This is a genomic window from Halomonas sp. SS10-MC5 (genome assembly GCF_015992245.1).
Lineage (GTDB): Bacteria > Pseudomonadota > Gammaproteobacteria > Pseudomonadales > Halomonadaceae > Halomonas > Halomonas sulfidoxydans.
In genome coordinates this window covers 1,321,907-1,346,057 of sequence record NZ_CP065435.1, presented here as the reverse complement: position 1 = coordinate 1,346,057, position 24,151 = coordinate 1,321,907, and the positions used below count along the sequence as shown (strand labels likewise).

20 protein-coding genes and 1 riboswitch are annotated in these 24,151 nt (G+C 67.3%); of the genes, 11 read left to right on the top strand and 9 right to left on the bottom strand.

From position 1 onward, the window contains the following. Positions 1-83: 83 nt before the first annotated feature. Positions 84-728, bottom strand: a complete 645-nt coding sequence (locus tag I4484_RS06330; protein ID WP_197450139.1) for a class I SAM-dependent methyltransferase — start codon at positions 726-728, stop codon at positions 84-86. Between the two features lie 67 nt (positions 729-795). Here I4484_RS06330 and I4484_RS06325 point away from each other — a divergent pair, with 67 nt between their 5' ends. The 7 genes from I4484_RS06325 (at position 796) to I4484_RS06295 (ending at position 10,248) form a co-directional block, all read left to right on the top strand. Further along, the gene (locus I4484_RS06325) at positions 796-1,188 is read left to right on the top strand and encodes a VOC family protein (protein WP_197450138.1); all 393 of its coding nucleotides are present in this window, start codon (positions 796-798) and stop codon (positions 1,186-1,188) included. A gap of 67 nt (positions 1,189-1,255) precedes the next feature. Then, a complete protein-coding gene (locus I4484_RS06320; protein ID WP_197450137.1) occupies positions 1,256-1,630 on the top strand; it encodes a hypothetical protein in 375 nt (124 codons plus the stop codon). Between the two features lie 3 nt (positions 1,631-1,633). Next, positions 1,634-2,563: a lysophospholipid acyltransferase family protein gene (locus I4484_RS06315; protein WP_197450136.1), complete on the top strand. Its 930-nt coding sequence runs from the start codon at positions 1,634-1,636 to the stop codon at positions 2,561-2,563. 60 nt (positions 2,564-2,623) lie between these two features. Continuing rightward, entirely contained in the window at positions 2,624-5,989 is a 3,366-nt protein-coding gene (locus I4484_RS06310; RefSeq protein WP_197450135.1) for a hypothetical protein, read from the top strand. Between the two features lie 52 nt (positions 5,990-6,041). After that, positions 6,042-6,173: riboswitch (TPP riboswitch) on the top strand. A 79-nt stretch (positions 6,174-6,252) separates the two neighbouring features. Next, positions 6,253-6,921, top strand: coding sequence for a thiaminase II (gene tenA / locus I4484_RS06305; RefSeq protein WP_197450134.1), 669 nt, complete (start codon positions 6,253-6,255; stop codon positions 6,919-6,921). A 39-nt stretch (positions 6,922-6,960) separates the two neighbouring features. Next, the gene (gene thiC, locus I4484_RS06300) at positions 6,961-8,850 is read left to right on the top strand and encodes a phosphomethylpyrimidine synthase ThiC (RefSeq protein ID WP_197450133.1); all 1,890 of its coding nucleotides are present in this window, start codon (positions 6,961-6,963) and stop codon (positions 8,848-8,850) included. 135 nt (positions 8,851-8,985) lie between these two features. Continuing rightward, on the top strand, positions 8,986-10,248 hold the full coding sequence (locus I4484_RS06295) for a DUF1887 family CARF protein (protein ID WP_197450132.1): 1,263 nt from the start codon (positions 8,986-8,988) through the stop codon (positions 10,246-10,248). A 60-nt stretch (positions 10,249-10,308) separates the two neighbouring features. Here the strand turns inward: I4484_RS06295 and I4484_RS06290 are convergent, their stop codons facing one another. After that, on the bottom strand, positions 10,309-10,812 hold the full coding sequence (locus I4484_RS06290) for a porin family protein (protein WP_197450131.1): 504 nt from the start codon (positions 10,810-10,812) through the stop codon (positions 10,309-10,311). A 112-nt stretch (positions 10,813-10,924) separates the two neighbouring features. Continuing rightward, positions 10,925-11,854: an EamA family transporter gene (locus tag I4484_RS06285; RefSeq protein ID WP_197450130.1), complete on the bottom strand. Its 930-nt coding sequence runs from the start codon at positions 11,852-11,854 to the stop codon at positions 10,925-10,927. A gap of 160 nt (positions 11,855-12,014) precedes the next feature. On the opposite strand from I4484_RS06285, the gene I4484_RS06280 reads away from it, so the two are divergent. Together I4484_RS06280 and pta are read left to right on the top strand one after the other, a co-directional pair. Further along, the gene (locus I4484_RS06280; RefSeq protein WP_197450129.1) at positions 12,015-13,193 is read left to right on the top strand and encodes an acetate/propionate family kinase; all 1,179 of its coding nucleotides are present in this window, start codon (positions 12,015-12,017) and stop codon (positions 13,191-13,193) included. Continuing rightward, entirely contained in the window at positions 13,190-15,364 is a 2,175-nt protein-coding gene (gene pta / locus I4484_RS06275) for a phosphate acetyltransferase (RefSeq protein ID WP_197450128.1), read from the top strand. Before I4484_RS06280 ends, pta begins: the two co-directional genes overlap by 4 nt. On the opposite strand, the gene thiO is transcribed toward pta, so the two are convergent. From thiO to I4484_RS06250, 5 genes are all read right to left on the bottom strand, one after another. Then, positions 15,290-16,474, bottom strand: a complete 1,185-nt coding sequence (gene thiO, locus I4484_RS06270; protein WP_197450127.1) for a glycine oxidase ThiO — start codon at positions 16,472-16,474, stop codon at positions 15,290-15,292. The two genes, pta and thiO, sit on opposite strands and share 75 nt — an antisense overlap. Positions 16,475-16,579: 105 nt before the next feature. Then, positions 16,580-17,404: an ABC transporter permease gene (locus I4484_RS06265; protein WP_197450126.1), complete on the bottom strand. Its 825-nt coding sequence runs from the start codon at positions 17,402-17,404 to the stop codon at positions 16,580-16,582. 3 nt (positions 17,405-17,407) lie between these two features. Further along, positions 17,408-18,673, bottom strand: a complete 1,266-nt coding sequence (locus I4484_RS06260; RefSeq protein ID WP_197450125.1) for an ABC transporter permease — start codon at positions 18,671-18,673, stop codon at positions 17,408-17,410. 96 nt (positions 18,674-18,769) lie between these two features. Further along, the gene (locus tag I4484_RS06255) at positions 18,770-19,831 is read right to left on the bottom strand and encodes an ABC transporter substrate-binding protein (RefSeq protein ID WP_197450124.1); all 1,062 of its coding nucleotides are present in this window, start codon (positions 19,829-19,831) and stop codon (positions 18,770-18,772) included. A gap of 69 nt (positions 19,832-19,900) precedes the next feature. Continuing rightward, positions 19,901-21,022, bottom strand: coding sequence for an ABC transporter ATP-binding protein (locus I4484_RS06250; RefSeq protein ID WP_197450123.1), 1,122 nt, complete (start codon positions 21,020-21,022; stop codon positions 19,901-19,903). 290 nt (positions 21,023-21,312) lie between these two features. On the opposite strand from I4484_RS06250, the gene I4484_RS06245 reads away from it, so the two are divergent. Next, complete coding sequence (locus I4484_RS06245) at positions 21,313-21,915, top strand: class I SAM-dependent methyltransferase (protein ID WP_197450122.1); 603 nt, start codon at positions 21,313-21,315, stop codon at positions 21,913-21,915. A gap of 190 nt (positions 21,916-22,105) precedes the next feature. After that, entirely contained in the window at positions 22,106-23,230 is a 1,125-nt protein-coding gene (locus I4484_RS06240) for an aminotransferase class V-fold PLP-dependent enzyme (RefSeq protein ID WP_197450121.1), read from the top strand. A gap of 76 nt (positions 23,231-23,306) precedes the next feature. On the opposite strand, the gene I4484_RS06235 is transcribed toward I4484_RS06240, so the two are convergent. Beyond that, a complete protein-coding gene (locus I4484_RS06235) occupies positions 23,307-24,002 on the bottom strand; it encodes a CBS domain-containing protein (RefSeq protein ID WP_197450120.1) in 696 nt (231 codons plus the stop codon). Positions 24,003-24,151: the final 149 nt, after the last annotated feature.

Genomic DNA, 24,151 nt, shown 5'->3' with positions numbered 1-24,151 from the left:
CGCAGCAAGACTGCGGACACGCTTGCCTGCCCTATGACTCTAGGTCAGTCGCGGCAAGGGAAAATTGATGGGCATCAAGAACCTCAGCGAACCGAACGCTGCTGGAGCAGCGCCACGTCCGCAGCGGGAAACTCGACGCTCATGCCGAGCCGCTGCGCCAGCCACTCGAAGCTCGCCTCGCTGAAAAAACACACATGGGTGGGGTCGAGGATGTAGTGCCAGCGGGCGAAGGCCGCCTCGTCGGTCATGCGCTTGGTCATCAGCCCCAGCCAGCCCCCTTCGGGCAGCATGGCCGCAAGACGCTCGAGCTCACGGCCCGGCTCGAACAGGTGCTCCACCACCTCGGTGGCGGTAACGAAATCGTAGCGGCGCTCAAGCACGGCGGGGTCCGGCGCGTAGAACGGATCGTAGATCGCCATGGGGTGGCCCGCCTCCTCGAACATCAGCGACAACGTCGGGCCGGGGCCGGCACCGAAGTCGAGGCCACGGGCACCCGGCGTCAGACGACTGCGCAGGGGCACGAACAACCGTGCCAGGAAGCGCCGGTAGCCGGGATCGTCGGGGTGATTCTCGTGCTGGTCGTAGACCGCTTTTTCCTGCTCGGGCGACAGGTGCTGCTCCGGTGGTACGAATGCCAGCCGGCAGTTCCCGCAACGGTAGTAGTCGCGCCTCGCGTCGCGGTGAAAAAGTCGCGAATCGGGGGATGCGCATAGCGGGCAGGTCGGCATCGTCGTATCCTTTTGGGCCTGGCGAACCATAGCTTACAGAAACCGCATCACAACGAGGAGGCCGGCAATGCTGTCAGGTCTGGACCACCTGGTCATCACCGTGACCGACATTTCCCGCGCCGTGGACTTCTACTCCCGTGTGCTCGGGCTCGAGGTGCGCTATCGCGATCGCGAGCGAGTCGACCTGATGCTCGGCGACATCGCCCTGCGCCTGCATTGGACGGCCACCGACATCGAGCCGCGCGCCGCCACCCCCACGCCGGGCAGCCTCGACCTGTGCCTGCGCAGCCTGCTGCCGCTGGACGAGGTCCAGCGCCACCTGGCGGCGCTGGATGTCGAAGTCGAGCTCGGCCCGGTCACCCGCCAAGGCGCCAACGGCCCTATCGAGTCGCTCTATCTGCGCGACCCCGACGGCAACTTGCTGGAGATCAGCCGCCCGCTCAAGGAGGCGCTCGAATAGACGCCTCCCTGGCAATGTCGCCCACGGCCGGTATCATTGACGCAAACCATGAACGACTGGATGCCTCATGAACGAAAGTCCCGAGAGCCGCAGCGTCATCGATTCGGGCGGCGCGCCCGACACCACCCTGCCCATCGTCGTCTATGCGCTGTTCCTGGCAGGCATCGTCACCGGTGGCCTGACCATGCTGGTCGGCGTGGTGATCGCCTACGTCTATCGCGGTGAGGGACCCCATTGGTTCGATGAGCACTATCGCTACCAGATCCGCACCTTCTGGCTCGCGCTGCTCTACTTCGCCATTTCTGCGCTGCTGATGCTGGTATTGATCGGCTTCGTGACCTGGCTGGTGGTGGTCGTCTGGCTGGTGATTCGCTGCGTCAAGGGCATCAAGCGCCTGCAGGAGCAGCGTGCCCCCGACAATGTGGATGCCTGGCTGATCTGAGCCATGAGCGAGCCGCAGCCACCCACCGCCACCGTGCAGGGCCGTGCCATCGCCATGCTGTGGCATATCCTGGCCCGCTACCGTCCCGCCATGCTCTGGCGGCTGGCCCGCATCGCCGGCCCGCTGGTGCATCGCTTCAGCCGCCGCGAACGCGAGGTCACCGAAACCAACCTCGCCGAGGTCTACCCCGACCAGGGCGCGACCGAACGTCGCCGGCTCGCCCGGCAGAGCCTGACCCACTCCACCGCCACCATGCTCGAACTGGGCTTCGCCTGGATGGGCGAGCCGCAGCGGGTCGAAGGGTCGATTCTCGAGATTCACGGCCGCGAACTGCTCGACGAAGCCCGCGCCGAGGGGCGCGGCGTCATCGTCCTGGCCCCGCACTTCGGCAACTGGGAGGTGCTCAACTTCTGGCTCTCGAGTCACTTTCCGTTCACCGCCATGTACGAGCCGCCCAAGATCGCCGAACTCGACCCGGTGATACGCCAGGGCAGAGAGCGCATGGGCGCGAGCCTGGTACCGACCAACCCGCGTGGCGTCGCGGCCCTGCTCAAGGCGCTCAAGCGCAGCGAGGCCGTCGGCATCCTGCCGGACCAGGAGCCCGACTGGGGCAGCGGCGTGTTCGCCCCCTTCTACCATCGCCTGGCCTACACCGCGACTCTGCTGCCCAAGCTGGTCGCGCGCACCGACGCCCGGGTGGTCACCGGCGTGGCCCGGCGTCTTCCCGGCCGCGGCTTCGCGATCCACTTCCTCGCCGCCGACGAGCGCGTCTACTCGACCGACGAGACGCAATCGGCCACCGGTGTCAACGCCTGCGTGGAGGACGCCATCGCCCTGGATCCGGCCCAGTACCAGTGGGAGTACAAGCGCTACCGCAAGGTCATCGAGGAGCAGCAGGGCGTACCGAATCACAAGACGTACCGCCTCTACTGAACGGCCCTACCGCCGTTCGCAGCGAGGAGATTGCATGCCTCAGGGACGAGGGAGCCGCGCATGACCCGAACCACGCCACTCGGGGCGCTGGCAGGGTTTGTCACGTTCGCGGCGACACTGTATGTGCTCTATCTGGCTGTCGCCAACGCCCTGCTCGCCAGCGACTGGGCCCGCCGCCAGTTCGACCGTGAGCCACGGATCGCGCTCGAGTGGAAGCGCGCCTGGACGCTCTTTCCCGGCCACCTCACGATCACCGAGCCCCGCCTGTCCGGCACTGGCGGCGGGCGCCGCTACGCGCTCGTGGCCGAGCGCGCCAGCCTGGTGCTTTCACCTGCCTCGCTGCTGAATCGCCAGCTGCGCCTTCATCGCCTCGACGCCGAGGGCGTTCGCCAGGTTCGCCTGGGTGCGTACCGCCTGCGGGGCAGCGGCCACCTGCACCTGAGCGGCGTCGTCTGGCGTGACGGTGAGCTGGCCGCGAAAGCCATGGCAGGGCAGTGGGAACGAGCCACCATCTTTCAGGACGATACGCCACTGGTGGAGAGCGTGGCGCTTGACGCCGACCTCGAACTCGCCCCGCTGGCGTTGAAGGACCATGCCGGTAGCCAGGCGGCGCGCTTCATCTCCGGCTCCCTCGACCTGGCCGGCCGAAGCGACGCCTACGACCTCTTCAACCCCTACCTCGCCGACCTGGGCTGGCTACAGATCGGCGGCCACGGTGTTCTCGAAGTCGAACTGACCGTCGTGAACGGCGAGGTGCAGCCGGGCAGCCGCCTGCGCCTGGACTCCCCTCGCCTTTCCGTCCAGCTCGACGAGCGGCGCTGGCTCGAGGGTGGCACTCGTTACCGGGTCGACGGCAGTGGCACAGTGGAAGTCGACGTCGAAGAGCACGCCCGTCTCGCCCTTGCCCTCGGCGCCATCACCATGCGCGATGCCACGCCCGGCGCCGCTTCTCGGCCTGCCCTGCTGAACGGCGAGGGTTTCCGGCTAACGCTCGAGACTGCCGGGCTGCACCTGCATGCGCCGCCGGACGAGCTCCAGCATGCCGAACTACGCTGGCACGACGCTGAAGCGCCGGACATCGCCGCCTTCGATCACTATCTCCCGCCACCGGTACCGCTCGAGCTGAAGGGCGGCTCGGCAAGGCTGCAGGGCGGGCTCGCCTACGACGCCGAACGCCTCTCCGGCAGCTTCGATCTGAGCGGCGACCGCATCGCCCTGCGTCTCGGCGAGCAGCCGCTGAGAGGACGGCTCGACCTGCACCTGCCCATCGCCGAACTCGACGTGACCCGTGGCGTGGTGGATGTCTCGGGTACCCGCCTCGACCTGGAGGCCGCCGCCCCGGGCGAGGTGCAGCCGCTCACCACGACGCTGGCGCTGCCCACCGCTCGCGTTCGCGCGCCACAGGCATGGAGAGCGCTGAACGGCGGTAGCCTGCTCAAGGGCGATCCGTCCTGGTCGGCGGAACTGGCCCTGCACGGTCGCCTTGCCAATCTCGGCGTGCTCGACCCTATCCTGACCGAACTGTTCGACGGGCTCGACCTCGGGCTGGAGGGAGGCGGCCGGCTTTCTGGCACGCTGCACGTGCGCCACGGGCAGCCGCAGGAAGGGAGTCGACTGGAGGTACGTTCCGAAGCGCTCGGCGCTCGCTTCCTCGGCCACCACGCTCGCGGCGAGGGGCAGCTTCTCATCGCTGTGCAAGCCGGCGAGCCCCATCCCGAGGCGAGCGCCGACCTCGCCGTCAACGATGTGGACCTCACCCGCTTGAGCGATGTTCGTCGGCTCTTCCAGGCCGATCACCTGGCGCTGACTGCCACGCTTCCGATCACGCAGAGGATCGCTCACTCCCCCACGGCGCGAGTGACTTGGCACGACGCCCGCATCCCCGATGCGAGCGTACTCAACGCCTATCTACCGGAGGGCGTGCCGCTGCAGCTGGACGGCGGCCAGGCCAGCAGCGACGGATCTCTCACACTAGAGGAGGCACGTGGGCGGGGGCGCATCAGCCTGGCGGGCGATGCCATTCATGGTCGTCTGCGGGGAACATCGTTCCGAGGTGCACTGGACGCCACCCTGGCATTGCGCGATCTCGACCCGGCCCGCCAGTTGCTGGACTTCTCCGGCAGCCGGGTGGAAATGATCGCCTCGGCGAACGACGGCGAGACACTGCGCACCCTGCTGGTGGCCCGCCAGGCACGCCTGCGAGGCGGCCTCGACTGGCCCGGGCGCGAAGCACACCGCAGGCCGCTGGCCGGCACGCTGCGGCTGGACGGCCTGCTCGACCGACTCGGTTTCCTCAATGCTCTCCTGCCCGAGGAGCAAGGCCTGTCGGTGCAGGGCAGCGGCAGGTTGCGCGCCGATCTCCATTTTGCCGAGGGGATGCCCTCATCCGGTAGCCGGCTCGAGGCCCACTCCGACCGACTCGCCGCCCGTTTCCTGCACTACGAGGCCTTCGGCGACGGCTCGCTCGAGTTGGAGGTCACCGATCCCGGCGCCACGCTGCATCTTAGCCTGCCCCGCTTCGGCCTGCGCCGCCAGGAGACCGAGGGTGCGCTGATCGAAGGGCGCCTGCTGGAGCTTCGCAGCCGGGCGCGCCACTTCGGGCTGCCCGAGGGCCTTCGCCAACTGAGCACGCACATCGACATGCCCCACGTGGTGGCGCCAGACCTCGCGGCCTTCAACGCCTACCTGCCGGAGGGTGGTGGCATCAGCCTGATCGAAGGCCAAGCACGCCTCGCCGCCCAACTGCACCTGGATGGCATGAGCGCCGCCGGCCACCTGGAACTGCGGGCGCCCCAGGCCCGCCTCGTGCTACATGACCAGATTCTCGAAGGCGAACTGCACCTGGCAACCCGCCTCGCCGATGGCGACCTGGAGACTCTCACCTTCGATATCTCCGGCTCTCGACTGGGCCTCGAGAACGTGCACCTGACCGATGACGGCGGCAACCTCACCCGTGGCTGGTGGGCCCGGCTCGACGTGCCCGAAGGCAACATGCGCTGGGAAACACCGTTGGCCCTCGACGCCCGGCTCGACCTGGCCATGCGCGACAGCGGCTTGCTGGTCCGCCTGCTCGTCGATGCCGCCCGGGAGCGGCGCTGGCTGCGCGAACGCCTGACGCTGGGCGAGGTGCACGGCGAGGCGCGAGTGATGCTGAACGACGATACCGTCCGGGTGGAGAACCTCGCCGTGCAGGCCGGCGAGCGTCTGGAGCTGCTGGCCAACCTCGCCCTGCGCGACTCGCATCTGGCTGGCCGCGCCTTTGCCCGCTATGGGCCGCTGCGGCTGGGCATCGAACTGGATGGCGAACGCCGCCGCTGGCAGCTGCGCAACGCCCGGTCGTGGTATGCCGGCGGCCAACCCGCCAGCGAGCTGACGCTGCCCGATAGCGAGACCTGGTTCGAACGCCTGGAGGTGCCGACCGAATGAGCCAAGGGGTACGTATGGCTGGAAAGCGGCCAACGACCTGCTAGACTGGCCACAACGCTTGACGGGGTGCCGGTGGAACCGGCTGAGATCGCCATACGATATTCTGAATCAGAGTGTCGTCACGGCGGGGCCCGTTGAACCTGATCCGGCTCGTACCGGCGTAGGAATCAAGCGGTGACCAGGGCGCCAGTATTCCCTTCCCAGCCCTGTCCCACTCTTCTCCCCTTCGCCCGCACTCCGGATCCTTTCACACCGGAGGCCAGATGGGCTATCGCTTTACCGACCTGACCGACGCCTGCCACGACGACTGGCGCGCCTACATCGAGCACGGCTTCGTGCGCCGGCTGGGCAGCGGCACCCTCGACGAAGGCGCCTTTCGCCACTACCTGCAGCAGGACTACCTGTTCCTGATCCACTTCGCCCGCGCCTACGCCCTGGCCGCCTACAAGAGCCGCACCCTGAGTGATCTGCGCCAGGCCCATGAGGGGCTCAAGGCGATTCTCGACGTGGAGCTCGAGCTCCACGTGGGCTACTGCCGCGAGTGGGGCATCACCGAGGCGGAGCTGGCCGCGCTGCCCGAGGCCAGGGCCACCCTGGCCTATACCCGCTACGTACTCGATACCGGCAACCGTGGCGACCTGCTCGACCTCCACGTGGCGCTGGCCCCCTGCCTGGTGGGCTACGGCGAGATCGCCAACTGGCTGAACGCCCAGCCGGATACCGTGCGCGGCGACGCCAATCCCTATGACGCCTGGATCGCCATGTACGCAAGCGACGACTTCCAGGTCGCCATGCGTGCCGAGCTCGAGTGGCTCGACGCCCGCCTGGCCGACGTCACCCCGGCGCGCTTCGCCGAGCTGGCCGAGGTGTTCCGCGATGCCACCCGGCTCGAGATCGATTTCTGGCAGATGGGGCTCGACCACAGCCTCTGACGCCCCCTGACCGACAACAACCATCAAGGATCCTAACCCATGAGCAAGACCGCCCACTTCCTCGCCGAGACCGCCAAGGTCGACGAAGCCGCCATCCAGCCGCTGCCCGGCTCGCGCAAGGCCTACGTCGAAGGCTCGCGACCCGACATCCGCGTGCCCTTCCGCGAGATCAGCCTGTCGCCGACCAAGACCTCCGGTGCAGACGAGGAGAACCCACCGCTGCTGGTCTACGATACCTCCGGCCCCTACACCGACCCGGCGGCCAGCAATGATCTGCGCCGCGGCCTGCCCGAGCTGCGCCGCGCCTGGATCGAGGAGCGCGGCGACACCGAGTTCCTCGACGGCCCCACCTCCGAGTACGGCAAGCGCCGCGCCAGCGACCCCATGCTCGCCCCGCTGCGCTTCGACCTGACCCGCACGCCCAGGCGCGCCAAAGCGGGGAAGAACGTCACCCAGCTGCACTACGCCCGCCAGGGCATCGTCACGCCGGAGATGGAGTTCATCGCCATTCGCGAGAACCAGCGTCGGCAGGCGTTGGGTACGGCAGAAGTGGAGCGCATCCTCGGCCATCAGCATGCCGGCCAGGGTTTCGGCGCCAGGCTACCCGAAGAGATCACGCCGGAGTTTGTGCGCGCCGAGGTAGCCGCCGGCCGGGCGATCATCCCCTGCAACATCAACCACCCCGAGTCCGAGCCGATGATCATCGGCCGCAACTTTCTGGTGAAGATCAACGGCAACCTGGGCAACTCGGCGGTGACCTCCTCCATCGAGGAGGAAGTCGACAAGATGACCTGGGGCATCCGCTGGGGGGCGGACACCATCATGGACCTCTCCACCGGCCAGAACATCCACGAGACCCGCGAGTGGATCATCCGCAACTCGCCGGTGCCGATCGGCACGGTGCCGATCTACCAGGCGCTGGAGAAGGTCAACGGCGTGGCCGAGAATCTTACCTGGGAGGTGTTCCGCGACACCCTGATCGAGCAGGCCGAGCAGGGCGTGGACTACTTCACCATCCACGCCGGGGTGCTGCTGCGCTACGTGCCGCTGACCGCCAAGCGCGTCACCGGCATCGTCTCCCGTGGCGGCTCGATCATGGCCAAGTGGTGCCTGTTCCACCACCAGGAGAGCTTCCTCTACACCCACTTCGAGGAGATCTGCGAGATCTGCAAGCAGTACGATGTCGCCTTCTCGCTGGGCGACGGCCTGCGCCCGGGCTCGGTGGCCGACGCCAACGACGAGGCGCAGATGGCCGAGCTCAAGACCCTGGGCGAACTGACCCGCATCGCCTGGAAGCACGACGTGCAGGTGATGATCGAGGGCCCCGGCCACGTGCCCATGCACCTGGTCAAGGAGAACATGGACAAGCAGCTGGAGTACTGCGACGAGGCGCCCTTCTACACCCTCGGCCCGCTGGTCACCGACATCGCCCCGGGCTACGACCACATCACCTCCGGCATCGGCGCGGCGATGATCGGCTGGTACGGCTGCGCCATGCTCTGCTACGTGACGCCCAAGGAGCACCTCGGGCTGCCCAACAAGGACGACGTCAAGACCGGCATCATCACCTACAAGATCGCCGCCCATGCGGCGGATCTGGCCAAGGGCCACCCGGCCGCCCAGCGCCGCGACAACGCCCTGTCCAAGGCGCGCTTCGAGTTCCGCTGGGAAGACCAGTTCAACCTCGGCCTCGACCCGGACACCGCCCGCGAATACCACGACGAGACCCTGCCCAAGGACTCCGCCAAGGTCGCCCACTTCTGCTCCATGTGCGGACCCAAGTTCTGCTCCATGAAGATCACCCAGGAGGTGCGCGACTACGCCGCCGAGCACGGCCTCGACGGCGACGCGGACGCGGTGATGAAGGGCATGGAGGAACAGGCGGAGAAGTTCCGCCGGCAAGGTGCGGAACTCTACAAGGAGGTGTGAGCACCGCGACCTTGTCGCAAGACGATCACGCCGGCCAAGCGCCGGCGTGTTTTTTTGTCGCCACAGGCGACAGCATGGAGCGCTCGGATGTAGCCTGTAGAAATATGCAAGGAGAAGTGCGGAGGGAGCGAGCCCATGTCACACCTGCACGTCGCGCTGGTGACCGAGCGCCCCGAGGTAAGCCTCATTCCCATTCTGCAGTTGCGCCCACAGCGGATCGTGCTGATACCCTGCCAATCCCCCCCCCAGGCGACCGAGCGGCTGGCGATCCTGCTGCGTCACGAGCTGCCCCCCGGCACCGCGATCGAGACACACCCCAGACTTCCCGCCGACGAACCCGATCGCTGTGCCCGCTATGCCGACGAACTGGCCGAGACCCTGTATCGCCAGCAGTTCGACACGCCCACCCTCTCGGTGACCCTGGATGCCGGCGGCTGCAGCACGCTCATCGCCCTGCTGTTCCAGCAGGCCATGCGGCGCTGTTCCGCCGACTGGCTATACGTGGACATTCAGGCCGGTGCGCTCTACCGCATGGCCTGTGACGGCCCGGACTCCGCTCCCGAGGTCATGGCCATCGAGCCGGTGCTGGACGTCGACCGTTACCTGCAGGCCAACGGCCGCAAGCGTGTCCGGGCACTCTCCGACAGCGGCGACTGGCGCCAGGCCTGCGCCCAGCGCAAGTCTCTCACCCGCTATCTCGCCCACCATGCCGATCGCCTGGCCGTCCTGCTCGGTGAACTGCACGACATGGTCCACGGCGAGGGAGGCATGCTGGAGAGCGTCAACCGGCAATCGGGGGCCCGGCTCCGGCCCGGCGCCGAGCGGCAATGGCTCAAGGCCGCGCCGAACTTTCCCGCCACCGATGCGCTGAAGGCCCTGCATGAGGCCGGCCTGCTGCGCTGGTCAAGCGACGCGCCGGAGGTCGTCGACATCGATTCCGTGGAGGCTGGACGCTACCTGGGCGGGGGCTGGCTGACGGAGTATACCTGGCTCAGCGCCCGGGAGGCCGGGCTGTCGCGCGTCTGCAGCGAGGCCCACATTCTCGACCTGAGCGGCCAGCACAACGGCGAACCCGTGGTATCGGACTGCCTGGCCGTGGAACGCAACCAGTTGCTGTTCATCGAATCCCTCATCGCCCGGCCCGGGACCAGAACCTGTGTCGAGCAGGGTCTGAAGCGGTTGCACGGCATGCTCAACCATTCGGCAGGGCTTGCCGCCACCCGGGTGCTGCTGGCCTGCGGTGAGTTCGATACCTCCCGGCAGCGGCTCACCGAGCTGCAGCGCCTGCAGGGCCTGCAGGTCGAAGTCGTCGAAAACCGGGAACTCAAGCATTTCCCCGACCTGCTGGCAGGCTGGAAGGAGCAGGGAAGGTGGCCGGGAAGCGCATCGAGCCGCTAACGACGAAGACGCCCCATGGCATCGGCCACGGGGGCTGGTCGGGACGTTACGGCAGGCACCTCAGAAGCGATAGCGAACCCCGACGCTGGCGGCGTCGAAGGTGTAGTCGGACTTGTCCAGGTAGCGCATGTAGTCGGCGCCGACGGCCAGGTTGGGCGCTATGTCGAACTCGGCGCCACCACCGTAGGAGAAACCGCTCTCGCGGTCGGCATCGAAGTCCACCTCGGTGAAGCCCGCCAGGCCGTAGAGGCGAAACTCCTGGGAAACCGGCAGGATACCCTTGGCATAGGCGCCCACCAGATAATCCAGTTCGGTCGAGCCTTCGGAGCCGCCGGTGCCCAGGTGGGCCTCGGCGCCGAAGTAGTCGTTGAACTGCGCGCCGCCGTTGAGGCGCAGGCCCACGGAGTCGGCCGAAGAGCCCTGCTCGGGGTCGAGCTCCCAGAACATGGCATCGGCGCCGGCATAGGCGCGGGGGTACATCGGCATCTGATACTGCTGGGCCTGGGCCGAGGAAGCGAAGGCCGCGGTGAGCAGCGCAGCGGTGGAAACGGCAAGCAGTCTCATATCGTACCTCCATTAAGAAACAGTGTTTCCATACACCGACTCCAAGTCTGGTACAGAGTCGGGATACGCGCAAGACGAATCGTCCCGTACCAGGCTCGGCGCCGACGCTGACTCAGCGCGGCGACAGGCTGAGCACCACGATACCCCCCAGCACGATGGCCCCGCCGACCAGCTGCGTGACCGACAGCATCTGCCCCAGCACCAGGTAGCCCAGCAGCAGCGAAGCGACCGGTTCGACGTTCATTACCGGCGCGTTGCGCGCCATCTCCAGCCGCGGCACGCTGATGAACAGCACCGAAAAAGCCACGCTGTAGAGTAGCGCCAATGCCACCAGCGCTGCCCAGCCGCTGCCGCTGCCGGGCAGCGCCATGCCGCCCGGTACCAGTTGCAGAGTGCCGGCTACGAGCATCACGACGAATACCGTGAGCATGGTCAGCAGGCTGCGCAGGGTACTGCCCACCTGGCCCAGGTGATGTTCGGTGACCCACAGAGCGACCGAAAAGGCCGTGGCCGCCCCCAGCCCGAACGCCACGCCGGGCAGCCACGCCGGCCCGAGCGTCGCGGGGCTCGCCAGCCAGGTCGGGACGTCGAGCACCACCACCAGGCCCACCAGGATCGCCGCCATGATCAGCGCCGCGCGCAGTGTCGGGCGCGGCCCGCCCAGCGCCCAGGTGATCAAAGCCAGCTGAATGGGAAAGGTGTTCATCAACAACAGCGCCACGACGACCGGGATCCGCGCCACCGCCGAATAGAGACACAGGCTCTGAATCGCGACCATCAGCCCCGCCAGCAGCTGCCAGGGGCGCGAGCCGGCCGGAAGCGCCAGGCGCTTGCCCTGCCACAGGAAGAGCGCCATCAGCACGACGAGCGCCGCGGCCGAGCGCACCAGCACGGCGAGCAGCAGCCCGGTGCCCTCGTCGAAGGCCAGGCGGGCCGCGACATGATTACCGGCGAACAGGGTGGCAACGGTGGCCAGCAGTAATACGGCGAGATGGCGCGGCAGCAGCGATGCGCTGCCAAGCGCCGCGGTGTCAGTCGACATGGCGGTTTCCTGCGGTCGGGAGCCGTCAGCATGCCAGCATTTTCGATAGACGACTAATAAAGGCCGCCTTGACCTGAAGCAGCACCGCGGACACCACCTGGATGATAGACTAAAGTCTTACGTCTATCCTGCCTCTACACCCATCTCATGCGGAGCCCCGATGAACGCCCCGGTCCTGGTCATCAATTGCGGTTCGTCGTCGATCAAATATGCCCTGGTGCCGTCCGTGCCGGATCAGCCGCGCCTGGCCGGGCTGGCGGAGCGCCTGGGCAGCGGTGACGCCCGGCTCACGGGCATCGACAGCCGTGGCGACGCCTTTGCGCAGGCTCTCGGCGATGCGGGGCATACCCATGCGCTGGAAGCCATTCTCGAGCGCCTGGAGGGGCACCGGCCGGTCGCGGTGGGACACCGCATCGTTCACGGCGGAGAGCGCTTCACCCGCGCCGTCCTGATCGATGACGACGTGGTCGAGGCGATCGAGCGCACTTCGGCGCTGGCGCCGCTGCACAACCCGGCCAACCTGGCGGGGGTGGTCGCCACGCGCCGGCTGTTCCCCGACCTGCCCCAGGTGGCGGTGTTCGACACCGCCTTCCACCAGAGCCTGCCGGAGCGGGCCTACCGCTATGCGCTGCCGGACGCGCTCTACCGTGACCACGCCATTCGCCGCTACGGCTTTCACGGCACCAGTCACGCCTACGTCAGCCGGCGTGCCGACCGGCTCGGCGGGCTCGAGGGTGGCGGCTGGCTCACCGCCCACCTGGGCAACGGCTGCTCCACTTGTGCCGTGTGGCAGGGCGAGAGCCTCGACACCAGCATGGGGCTAACCCCGCTGGAGGGCGTGGCGATGGGCACGCGCAGCGGCGACGTCGACCCCGGCCTGCACGCGCATCTGTCGCGCCAGCTCGGCTGGTCGCTCGAGCGCATCGACGAGGTGCTCAACCGCAACAGCGGCCTGCTGGGGCTCTCGGGGCTGACCAACGACATGCGTGAGCTGGAGACGGCCGAGGCGCATGGGCATGCCGGCGCGGCGCTGGCCATCGAGGTGTTCTGCTACCGCATCGCCAAGTCGCTGGCCGCCCTCTCCTGCGCCCTGCCGCGCCTCGACGGCCTGGTCTTCACTGGCGGCATCGGCGAGAACTCCGCCCGTGTGCGCGAGCGGATCATCGGCCTGCTGCCCCACTTCGGCCTGCAGCTCAACCGCACCGTCAACAGCGAGACGACCCGCGGACGCGAGGGGCGTATCGATGCCGGGGGGCGCCAGCTGTGGGTCATACCCACCGACGAGGAGGGACAGATCGCCACCGAAACCCGCCAGCGACTGGATGAGGCCAACGCATGACACCGCACGACACCCGCCCACAGACCCAGGTTCTTTTGATGGTGCCGACCGGTGTCGGCGTCGGCCTGACCTCGGCCAGCCTCGGCCTGATGCAGGCCCTCGACACCATCGGCCTCAAGACCGGCTTCTTCAAGCCGTTCCGTCAGGACGAGCTCAACGGCCCCGGTCCCGACCGCTCCACGGCGCTGGTCGGTAGCACTCTCGGACTGCGCCCACCGGCGCCCATCGCCCAGGCCGACATGGAGCGCCTGCTGCGTCAGGATCGTCTCGACGTGCTGATGGAAGAGGTCATCGAGCTGTTCGACGAGGTCGCAGGCAGCCACGACGGCATCACACCGGACCTGATCGTAGTGGAGGGCGTGGTGCCCACCGCCCACGGCACCTACGCCACCCAGCTCAATGCCCACCTTGCCCATGCGCTCAACGCACGCACCATCCTGGTCGGCAGCGGTGACGCCGCCGCTCCCGAGGCGCTGGCGGAGCAGCTCGACATGCACGCCCGCGCCTTCGGCGGCGTGGGCTCGGCGCGCACCCTGGGCTGCATCCTGATGCGCATGCAGAACCTGCCCGGCGCCGAGGAGCCGGCGCTCGCCCCCGGCACCAGCAGTGTCGCCCTCGACGATGCCTTTCTCGCCGAGCTGCGCCGCCACTCGCCGGCACTGGCCACCGACCGCTTCCACCTGATCGGCGTGGTGCCCTACAACCCGGCGCTGACCGCGCCGCGGGTGGTCGACGTGGCGCGAGCCCTCGACGCGCGCTTCCTCAACGAGGGCGACGCCGCCAACCGGCGGGTGCTCTCCACCAGCCTGTGTGCCCGCAGCGCCGCCAACGCCCTGCACGTGTTCCGCCCCGGCAGCCTGATCGTCACCTCCGGCGACCGCGACGATATCGTGCTGGCCTCGGCGCTGGCCACCATGAACGGGGTGCCCATGGCCGGCGTGCTGCTGACCAACGGCTTCATGCCCAACGACAACATGATCGAGATGTGCCGGCCGGCGCTGAATACCGGCATGCCGGTGCTGGCGGTGGATACCGACAGCTTCACCACGGCCAAGAACCTGGGCCGCATGGGCAACGACATTCCCATGGACGACCTGGAGCGTGCCGAGCAGGTGACGCGCTTCGTCGCCGGCCACCTGGACCTGCAGTGGCTCAAGGATCACCTGAGCCGCGGCTTCACCCGCCGCCTGTCGCCCTCGGCGTTTCGTCACCAGCTGGTCAAGCTGGCCCAGCGCGCCAGCCGGCGCATCATCCTGCCCGAGGGCAACGAGCCTCGCACCGTGGAAGCCGCGGCGATCTGCCAGCGTCGCGGCATCGCCCACTGCGTACTGCTGGCCCGTCGCGAGGAGGTCGAGGAGGTGGCGCGCAACCGCGGGATCGAGCTGCCGGAAGGGCTCGAGATCCTCGACCCCGAGCAGATCCGCAGCCGCTACGTGGCCGCCATGGTGGAACGCCGTCGCGGCAAGGTGAATGAGCTGACCGCGGAGGACCAGCTGCAGGACAACGTGGTGCTCGGCACCATGATGCTGCAGCTCGACGAGGTCGACGGGCTGGTGTCCGGGGCCATCCATACCACCGCCAACACCGTGCGCCCCGCCTTCCAGCTGATCAAGACCGCCCCCGGCTATCGCCAGGTGTCGTCGATCTTCTTCATGCTGCTGCCGGAACAGGTGGTGGTCTACGGCGATTGCGCGGTCAATCCCGATCCCGATGCCGAGGCACTGGCCGAGATCGCCATCCAGAGCGCCCGCTCCGCCCAGGCCTTCGGCATCGAGCCGCGGGTGGCGATGATCAGCTACTCCACCGGCGAGTCGGGCAGCGGCGCCGACGTCGACAAGGTGCGCCAGGCCACACGCCTGGCCCGCGAGCTGGCGCCGGACCTCTTGATCGACGGCCCGCTGCAGTACGACGCCGCCGCCATCGAGAGCGTCGGCCGGCAGAAGGCGCCGGACTCTCCCGTGGCCGGCCGTGCCACGGTGTTCGTCTTTCCCGACCTCAACACCGGCAACACCACCTACAAGGCGGTGCAGCGCAGCGCCCGGGTGGTCAGCGTGGGACCGATGCTGCAGGGCCTCAACAAGCCGGTCAATGACCTCTCACGCGGTGCCCTGGTCGACGACATCGTCTACACCATCGCCCTGACCGCGATCCAGGCCGCACAGCGCAGCTGAACGCGCCCGGCGCCGGCCCGGGCGATAGGGCGAGGGGTCGACGAGCGGGTCGCGCTCCAGCAGCAGATCGACGAGCAGCCGGGTCGCCGCCGGCGCCAGCACCAGACCGTTGCGGTAGTGCCCCGCGTTGACGTAGAGCCCCTCGAGGCCGGGCACGGCGCCAATGAACGGAATGCCGTCCGGCGCCCCCGGGCGCAGTCCGGCCCAGTGGTGTTCGACCTCGCACTCGGCCAGGGCCGGCAACATGGCCACGGCGCTCTGCCACAGCGAATCGCGCGCCTCCTCGGTGGTGCGCTTGTCGAAGTCGACCTGCTCCAGCGTCGAACCGACCAGCACCCGGCCGTCGCCGCGGGGAATCAGGTAGCGCCCGTCGGCCAGCACCACGCGTTCGAGCAGCTGGCGGCCGCCCGGCATCGGCGGCGTGGTGAAGAGCATCATCTGACCCTTGACCGGCCGCACCGGCAGCGCCACGTCGTGCTCGGCGAGCAGCGCCCCGCTCCAGGCCCCGCCGCACAGTATCACCCGACCGGCAGCGATGCGCCCCTGCACGGTCTCGACACCGCAGGCACGCCCGCGCTCGACGACGAGCCGCTGCACCGCGGCCTGCTCCACCACCTCGACATTGGGCAATGCTTCCAGCCGTGCGCGCAGCGCTCGGCACAGCCGCGGGTTGCGCACGCTGCCCAGGGTCGGCATCCACAGGCCGTCGTGAATCCCTTCGCCCAGCCAGGGCTCCTTGGCATAGATGAAGGACGCCTCCACTCGCTCCAGCGGCCAGCCCTGTCGCTGCGCCCAGGCGAATGCCCGCTCTCCGTCGTCCACACGGAGGTAGAGCAGCCCCTTCTGGCGATACTCGATGTCGATCCCGGTGGTGTCGAACAGGTGCGCTGCCAGCACGCCGTATTCACGCTCGGCATGACGCGCCAGCTGCGATACCGGCTCGCTGTAGCGCCAGGGGTAGAGTGGCGAGACGATGCCGCCGCCGGCCCAGGAGGCTTCCTGGCCACAGCGGCCACGCTCCACCAAGGTGACGCCGTGGCCGGCCTCGGCCAGTTGGCTGGCGGTCAGCATGCCGATGACGCCACCACCGATGATCAGGAAATCGTTCACGCAGGGACTCCGACTCTCACGTGCCCGAGCGCCTTCACCCCCGGGCACCGACACGCCTGCGCCCCGCAGAACGGGGCGCAGTGACAGACAAATGCGGCGAGTGGCTCAGGGATTCCCCTTCAGTCTCTCGCTGCGCCGTCGCAGCAGCTCCATGGTAACCAAAAGCAGCGTCGAGATCAGGATCAGGATGGTGGCCATGGCGGCGATTGCCGGGCTGATGTTCTCGCGAATGCCGGAGAACATCTGGATCGGCAGCGTACGCTCGGTGGGGCTGGCGATGAACAGCGCCACCACCACCTCGTCGAACGAGGTGGCGAAGGCGAACAGCCCGCCCGAGACCACCCCCGGCACGATCTGCGGCAGCACCACGGTGAAGAACACCCGCACCGGGTCGGCGCCGAGGCTCGCCCCGGCGCGCATCTGGTTGAAGTCGAAGCCCTGCAGCGTAGCGTTGACGGTGATCACCACGAAGGGCACGCCCAGCACCGTATGGGCCAGCACCAGGCCGGTATAGGAGTTGAGCAGCCCCACCTGGGCGAAGAAGAAGTACATGCCCACCGCGACGATCACCAGCGGCACCACCATGGGCGAGATGAGCAGCGCCACGATCAGCCCCTTGCCGGGAAACTCGGCGCGGTTGAGTCCCACCGCCGCCAGGGTACCGAAGAGCATGGCCAGCAGCGTGGCCAGCGGCGCCACGATCAGGCTGTTCTTCAGCGCCGCCATCCACGCCGACGACGTGAAAATGGCTTCATACCAGCGCAGCGAGAAGCCCGGCAGCGGGTAGGTGAGGAAGGAGCCGCTGCTGAACGACAGCGGCACGATCACCAGCACCGGCGCAATCAGGAACAGCAGAACCAGGCCGCAGAACAGGCGAAACGTCCAGAACCACACTCTCTCCACCGGCGAGGCATAGGGGGGTAGCGCCATGGTTCAGCTCCTGATCAGTTGCTTGCGGTTCACCAGGCGGTGGTAAACCAGATAGAGCAACAGCGTGATCACCAGCAGCAGGCTGCCCAGCGCCGCGGCCATGCCCCAGTTGTTGGTGGTGTTGGTGTAGTAGGCCACGTAGTAGCTGACCATCTGGTCGGCAGGCCCGCCCACCAGCGCCGGGGTGATGTAGTAACCGAGCGCCATGATGAAGACCAGGATGGTACCCGCCGCCACGCCGGAAATGGTCTGCGGCACGTAGACCTGCCAGAAGGCGGCGAAGGGATGGGCACCGAGCGATATCGCGGCGCGCTGGTAGCTCGGTGAGATGCCCTTCATCACGCTGTACAGCGGCAGCACCATGAACGGCAGCAGGATGTGCACCATGGCGAAGAAGACCCCGATCCGGTTGAACACCAGCTGCAACGGCGAGTCGATCAGCCCGATGTTGATCAGGCCCTGGTTCACCAGCCCGTTGGATTGCAGCAGGATGATCCAGGAGGCGGTGCGCACCAGCAGCGAGGTCCAGAACGGTAGCAAGACCAGGATCATCAACAGGTTGCTGGTCCTGGCCGGCAGCGTGGCCAGCAGGTAGGCCAGCGGAAAGCCCAATGCCAGGCAGATCAGGGTCACCCCGCCGGCGATCACCATAGTACGCTGGAAAACCGAGAGAAAGACTCGGTCCTGACTGTCGATGCGCTGGATCCCGCCCTCGGCGCCGCGCTCCAGGTCGAGCGAGGCCAGCAGGTAGCGATCGGTCGTGGTGGGCGCGGCACGCTGGATACCAAGCCAGGTGTCGGTCTCGCCCCAGGCGGGGTCGATCTCGCTCAGTATCGCGGCCCAGTCGGTATCGGTGTCGACCTCCCCGGGGGCTGGTAGGCCGCGCAAGGTCGTCATCAGCAGGCCACGGTAGCGGGTATCCTCGTAGTTGAGGCGCCGCCCGATGCGACCCAGGCCGCCTCCCTGGCGGGAATCGCGCAGCTCGGCGGCGAAGGCCGCCAGGGTGGCATTGTCCGGCAACCCGGTGCCATCCCAGTCGCGCAACCCCTGCGCCGTGAGCGGCATCACCGCATCCAGCTCGGTATTGTCGACGCTGCGCCACAGCATGCTGCCGATGGGCACGACGAACACGACGATCAGGAACAGCGCCAGGGGAGCCACCAGGCCGATGGCCTTCAGCTTGCGCAGGCGTTCGGCGCGGCGCAGCTGCGCCTTGAGATTGCCTCCAGGCTTCGTCGACGCCAGGGTGGCCGTCAGGTTCGCGGACATCGCCTTCCCCAAGAATCTCGCGCGGCGGCCCCAGTCCGAGCCGGGACCGCCGACGCACTCAGCATGGCAGCGGCAAGAGCCGCTGCCTCCCCTTCCTCAGCGCGCCGCCCAGGCGCTGAAGCGCTGCTCGAGCTCTTCGCCATGATCGACCCAGAAGCCGGTGTCGATGGCCAGCGCCCCGGCCATGTTCTCCTCGTGGGTCGGCATGCGTCGGGCCTGGGCATCGTCCAACTGCTCGATGGCGGCGGGGTGCACCGGACCGTAGGGAATCTCGCTGGAATAGACCGCCTGGTTCTCGGGCTGGCTGGCGAACTCGATGAACTGGTAGGCCTCGTCGACATGTTCACTGCCGGCCACGATGGCCCAGTAGTCGAGGTCATAGAGGCTCTCGTCCCAGACGATCTCGAGGTTGCTGCCCTCCTCCTGGGCAGCGGCGATGCGCCCGTTGTAGGCCGAGGTCATTGCCACGTCGCCCGCCACCAGCCACTGGGGCGGCTGTGCGCCGGCCTCCCACCACTGGATATGGTCCTTGAGCTCGTCGAGCTTGGCGAAGGCGCGATCGACGCCTTCCGGGGTCCTCAGCACCTCATATACCTCATCGACGGCGACGCCGTCGGCCATCAGCGCGAACTCAAGGGTGTACTTGGCGCCGCGGCGCAGCCCACGGGTGCCCGGAAACCTCTCGACGTCCCAGAAGTCGACCCAGGAGGTCGGCGCGGCATCAAGCGCATCGGCGTCGAAGGCGAGCACCGTCGACCAGACGAAGGTACCCACGCCGCACTCGTCGAACGCCGCATCGATCAGCTGGTCACCCAGCCCCAGGCGCTGCCAGTCGATGGGCTCGAACAACCCTTCGAAGCAGCCGCGCACCAGTTCGGGCGATTCCATCTCCACCAGGTCCCAGCTCACGTTGCCGGTTTCGACCATGGCGCGAATGCGCGACAGCTCGCCGTTGTAGTCGCCCGGGGTCAGGTCGATGCCGGTCTGCTCGGTGAAGGGGCCGTAGTAGGCCTTCTGCATGGCCTCGCCAGAGGCGCCGCCGAAAGAGATCACGGTCAACGCCTGGGCGCTGGCCGACACCGCCAGGCCGAGGGTGGCGAGGCTGGCGATGGCGGCGCCGCGGCTGATGCGGGACAGTGGAAAGCGATGGTGCGTCATGTATCTTCTCCCGGCCTGGATGGCCTTGTTATTGATATGTTGCGGTCGGCGTGGGCGCCTTCCTGGGTCTCAGGAGGCATCGAGTGCGCGCACGTCCTCGTCTCGCCAGCCGAGCTCCACGAGATCGCCCGGCTGCATGTTGCCATCGAAATCGTCCACCGGCACACGGGCCATGAATTCGTCGTTGCCGGCCAACTCGCAGCGCACCCGCAGGTGGTCACCCAGGTAGATGAACTCACGCACGCGGGCCTGCAGGCGATTGGGCAGCCCCTGGGCGGAGCCGTTGAGCTTGACCCGCTCGGGGCGGATCGACAGCCGCGTGGGGTCTCCCGCCGTCAGGTCGGGAGCGATCAGCGCCCCGGTGCTGTAGCCGTCGCCGAAGCGCGCCCGGCAGCGGCTTCCCTCCACGGTTTCGATGCGCCCCGGCAAGGTGTTGTTCTCGCCGATGAACTGGGCGACGAAAGCGTTGGCGGGATGTTCGTAGAGGTTGCTCGGCGTGTCGATCTGCTGGATGACGCCGTCGTTGAACACCGCCACGCGATCGGACATGGTCAACGCCTCGCTCTGGTCATGGGTGACGAAGACCACGGTGAGACCCAACTGCTCGTGGAGGTGTTTGATCTCCAGCTGCATCTGCTCGCGTAGCTGCTTGTCCAGCGCCCCCAGCGGTTCGTCCATCAGCACCAGCTGCGGCTCGAACACCAGCGAGCGAGCCAGTGCCACGCGCTGCTGCTGGCCCCCGGAGAGCTGGGTGGGACGACGCCTGGCGAAATCGCGCAGCTGGATCATGTCGAGAATACGCGCCACCTTGCGGTCAGCTTCCGCGGCCGGCATCTTGCGCGTCTTGAGCGGGTAACGGATATTCTCTTCCACCGTCATATGCGGAAACAGCGCATAGTTCTGGAACACCATGCCGAAGTTGCGCTTGTGGGGCGGCACGCTGTTGAGACGCTGATCACGCAGGAAGATGTCGCCGCTGGTGGGCACCTCGAAGCCGGCCAGCATCATCAGGCAGGTGGTCTTGCCCGAGCCGGAGGGGCCAAGCAGCGTCACGAACTCCCCCTGACGAATCGTCAGGTTGAGGTCCTTGACGACCAGAATCTCGCCATCGTAGGTCTTTTGTACCCCTTCGAAGGTAATCAACGCTTGGGAGGGATGGGCACTCGATTCGCTGATCTTGTTGTGAGGCATCGTTTTACCCGGGGCAAAAGCGTAGAGGTGTGACGCGTCAATTATTATTAGACGTTTACACAAAGTTTCTCCATTCAAGCTAAACATCGCCACTTCGCTCGTCAAGTATATTCCACACCCTTCTTTAGCACTAATTCAACGGAAGGAGACCGCCTGCTCCACCCGCCGGCGGTTCGGTGGGTGGCCGTCGAGGGGACGACGCACCACCCCGCCCTATCCCGTCCTTTCACGCCGGCCCAGGCTGGCCTAGAGTGGAGGCATGTTCAGCAAAAACTGAAGGAGGAATGCCCATGGCGGTCCAAGAGCGACCCTCGGTCGTGGCAGGCCCCGAGCGACGGGCTCAACTGTCGCTATTCGCCCGCAACTTCTTCAAGCATCCCCGCATGCTGGGCTCGATCATTCCCAGTTCCTCCTTTCTCATACGCCGCCTGCTGGAACCGGTCGACTGGGAGCGAGCGCGAGTCATCGTCGAATACGGGCCCGGCGTGGGCACCATCACCCAGGAGATCCTCCACCGCCTGCATCCAGACGCCACGCTAGTGGTCATCGAGACCAATGGCGACTTCGTCGACTACCTCAACCGCACGCTGTCCGATCCACGCTTGAAGGTGATTGCCGGCTCGGCCGAAACGATCGAAGCCGAGCTGGAGCGGTTGGGCCTGCCCGCGGCCGATTACGTGGTGGCAGGCCTTCCGTTCAGCACCATGCCAGCCGCCTGCCGGGCACGTATCCTCGCAGGCAGCCAGGCGGCACTGGCACCCAAGGGGTCCATGCTGATCTACCAGTTCTCGCCCAAGGTCTCCTCCGACCTGCGCCAGACCTTCTCGCGCGTGGAGAGCGCCTTCGAACCCATCAACATCCCGCCGGCAAGAGTCTACTTCTGCCACAAGTGAACCACCGTAGGCGGCGCCGCAGGCCATCTGGCCTGCGGTAGTGGAACCCCGCCCGATTCGTCCCGATGCCATTACCGCCTCGGCCGCGCCGTGCACACGCCGGCCAGCCTGCGCTGGTTCGATGCCTGGAAAGGGCATATCCTCATTGGCTTGAAATTTCATTCAGCCATGCACCCCAAGGGAGAAACCCATGCCCGGCCTGTTGCCTGACGTCGACCCCGATGGCCTGCTCGAATACTCGGTGGTCTACACGGACCGTTCGCTCAACCACATGTCCCAGCGCTTCCAGGGCGTGATGCGCGACGTCTCGTCGACGCTCAAGCGGGTCTATCGGGCTCGCAGCGCCGTGATCGTGCCCGGCAGCGGCACCTTCGGCATGGAGGCCGTGGCCCGCCAGTTCGCCACCAACCGGCACTGCCTGATCATCCGCAACGGCCAGTTCAGCTATCGCTGGTCGCAGATCCTGGAGATGGGCGCCATCGCCACCTCGACCACGGTGCTCAAGGCGCGCCGTCCGGACCCGCAGGATCCGCACTCCCCTTTCGCTCCGGCGCCCATCGAGGAGGTCGAGCGCACCATCCGCGAAGAACGGCCAGGGGTCGTATTCGCGCCCCATGTCGAGACCTCCGCCGGCCTGCTGTTGCCCGACGATTACCTGAAGCGGGTCGCGGCGGCGGTGCACGAGGTCGATGGGCTGTTCGTGCTCGACGGCATCGCCTCGGGCACGCTGTGGGTGGACATGGTCGAGCTCGGCATCGACGTGCTGGTCAGCGCCCCCCAGAAAGGCTGGAGCGGTCTGCCCTGCTGCGGCATGGTGATGCTCTCCGAAGCGGCCCGCGAGCGCATCGAGCGGACCGTCAGCACCAGCTTCGCCTGCGATCTGCGCAAGTGGCTCTCGATCATGGAGACCTATGAGAACGGCGGCCACGCCTACCATGCCACGATGCCCACCGACGGCCTGGCGCGGCTGCGGGACATCATGCAAGAGACCGCCGACTACGGCTTCGATCGGGTATGCGAGGAGCAGTGGGCGCTGGGTCGCGGCGCGCGTGAACTGCTGGCGCGCTACGGCTACCGCAGCGTGGCGGCGCCCGGCTTCGAGGCGCCGGGCGTGGTGGTCTGCTACACCGACGACGCCGATATCGTGGCCAAGTTTGCCGCTGCCGGCCTCCAGGTCGCCGGTGGCGTGCCGCTGATGTGCGACGAAGGCGACGATTATCGCGCCTTCCGTATCGGCCTGTTCGGGCTCGACAAGCTGCACGCCCCCGAGCGCAGCCTGGCCAACCTGGAGGCGGCGCTCGAGCGGATCGGCTGAGCTCGCCGCCACGGCACACGACGCAAGCGGGGCGGCCGCCCGGCCGCCCCGCTTGCATTCCACTGCCGGCTTCGCCTCAGAAATGCCCTACGCCGCGGGGCACCATGCCCAGGTTGTTCTCCACCGACTTCACGCCGGGCGTGTTCTCGGCGGCGACCTGGACGGCCATCTTCTCCTCCTGACTCTCGACCAGCCCCCAGACCTGCACCACACCCTCGGTGACGATGACGTTGATGCGATCGACCCAGACCCCGGTGTTCTCGTCCACCTCCTTGAGGATGGCATCGCGAATCTGGCGATCGTCGGTGGTGACCGACGTCTGCGCATCGGGCGCCGTGGCCGAGAAGCCTCGCAGCAGGTTGGCACGGCTGACGATGCCCACCAGCCTGCCGTCACGTACGACCGGCACCCGCTTGATGTGATGCTTCTCCAGCAGCTTGGCCACGCGCTGCAGCGACTCGTCCTCGCCGATGGTGATGGGGTCGCGGGTCATGATCTCGTGCGCCTTGCGGGCGTGGGTCTTGACGTACTCGCTGGCACTGTTGCCCCCGGTGAAGAACGCCTTCAGCCACCAAGACTTGCTCTGCTCGCTGCCGCTCCCGACACGACGCATCAGGTCACCCTCGCTGACGATGCCGAGGACCCTCTCCTCTGCATCCACGACGGGCACGGCGCTGATGTTGTTCTCGAGCAGGAGGCGTGCAATCTCCCGAACGTCGGCGTCGGGCGATACGGTTATCACTTTGGGAGTCATGACATCAACGGCTTGCATGGCAGCACCTCCGTAAAGGGAGCGATCAGGGTTGAGGCCGACCTAACTTGAAATCTAGTTCGACTTGGCGAGTGTCACAATTCGCCGCACCCCTTGACACTAGCAAACCGACCTTGGCTTCGACTTGACCTGGAACAATGTCGAAGTCA

What these genes read in the sequence shown, in the direction of transcription:
- thiC (WP_197450133.1), top strand. Translation starts at nt 6,961, where the DNA reads ATGAGCAAGACCGCCCACTTCCTCGCCGAGACCGCCAAGGTCGACGAA.
- I4484_RS06325 (WP_197450138.1), top strand. Translation starts at nt 796, where the DNA reads ATGCTGTCAGGTCTGGACCACCTGGTCATCACCGTGACCGACATTTCC.
- I4484_RS06240 (WP_197450121.1), top strand. Translation starts at nt 22,106, where the DNA reads ATGCCCGGCCTGTTGCCTGACGTCGACCCCGATGGCCTGCTCGAATAC.
- I4484_RS06290 (WP_197450131.1), bottom strand. Translation starts at nt 10,812, where the DNA reads ATGAGACTGCTTGCCGTTTCCACCGCTGCGCTGCTCACCGCGGCCTTC.
- I4484_RS06245 (WP_197450122.1), top strand. Translation starts at nt 21,313, where the DNA reads ATGGCGGTCCAAGAGCGACCCTCGGTCGTGGCAGGCCCCGAGCGACGG.
- I4484_RS06265 (WP_197450126.1), bottom strand. Translation starts at nt 17,404, where the DNA reads ATGGCGCTACCCCCCTATGCCTCGCCGGTGGAGAGAGTGTGGTTCTGG.
- tenA (WP_197450134.1), top strand. Translation starts at nt 6,253, where the DNA reads ATGGGCTATCGCTTTACCGACCTGACCGACGCCTGCCACGACGACTGG.
- I4484_RS06315 (WP_197450136.1), top strand. Translation starts at nt 1,634, where the DNA reads ATGAGCGAGCCGCAGCCACCCACCGCCACCGTGCAGGGCCGTGCCATC.
- I4484_RS06295 (WP_197450132.1), top strand. Translation starts at nt 8,986, where the DNA reads ATGTCACACCTGCACGTCGCGCTGGTGACCGAGCGCCCCGAGGTAAGC.
- I4484_RS06255 (WP_197450124.1), bottom strand. Translation starts at nt 19,831, where the DNA reads ATGACGCACCATCGCTTTCCACTGTCCCGCATCAGCCGCGGCGCCGCC.
- I4484_RS06310 (WP_197450135.1), top strand. Translation starts at nt 2,624, where the DNA reads ATGACCCGAACCACGCCACTCGGGGCGCTGGCAGGGTTTGTCACGTTC.
- I4484_RS06330 (WP_197450139.1), bottom strand. Translation starts at nt 728, where the DNA reads ATGCCGACCTGCCCGCTATGCGCATCCCCCGATTCGCGACTTTTTCAC.
- pta (WP_197450128.1), top strand. Translation starts at nt 13,190, where the DNA reads ATGACACCGCACGACACCCGCCCACAGACCCAGGTTCTTTTGATGGTG.
- I4484_RS06320 (WP_197450137.1), top strand. Translation starts at nt 1,256, where the DNA reads ATGAACGAAAGTCCCGAGAGCCGCAGCGTCATCGATTCGGGCGGCGCG.
- I4484_RS06280 (WP_197450129.1), top strand. Translation starts at nt 12,015, where the DNA reads ATGAACGCCCCGGTCCTGGTCATCAATTGCGGTTCGTCGTCGATCAAA.
- I4484_RS06260 (WP_197450125.1), bottom strand. Translation starts at nt 18,673, where the DNA reads ATGTCCGCGAACCTGACGGCCACCCTGGCGTCGACGAAGCCTGGAGGC.
- I4484_RS06250 (WP_197450123.1), bottom strand. Translation starts at nt 21,022, where the DNA reads ATGCCTCACAACAAGATCAGCGAATCGAGTGCCCATCCCTCCCAAGCG.
- I4484_RS06285 (WP_197450130.1), bottom strand. Translation starts at nt 11,854, where the DNA reads ATGTCGACTGACACCGCGGCGCTTGGCAGCGCATCGCTGCTGCCGCGC.
- I4484_RS06235 (WP_197450120.1), bottom strand. Translation starts at nt 24,002, where the DNA reads ATGCAAGCCGTTGATGTCATGACTCCCAAAGTGATAACCGTATCGCCC.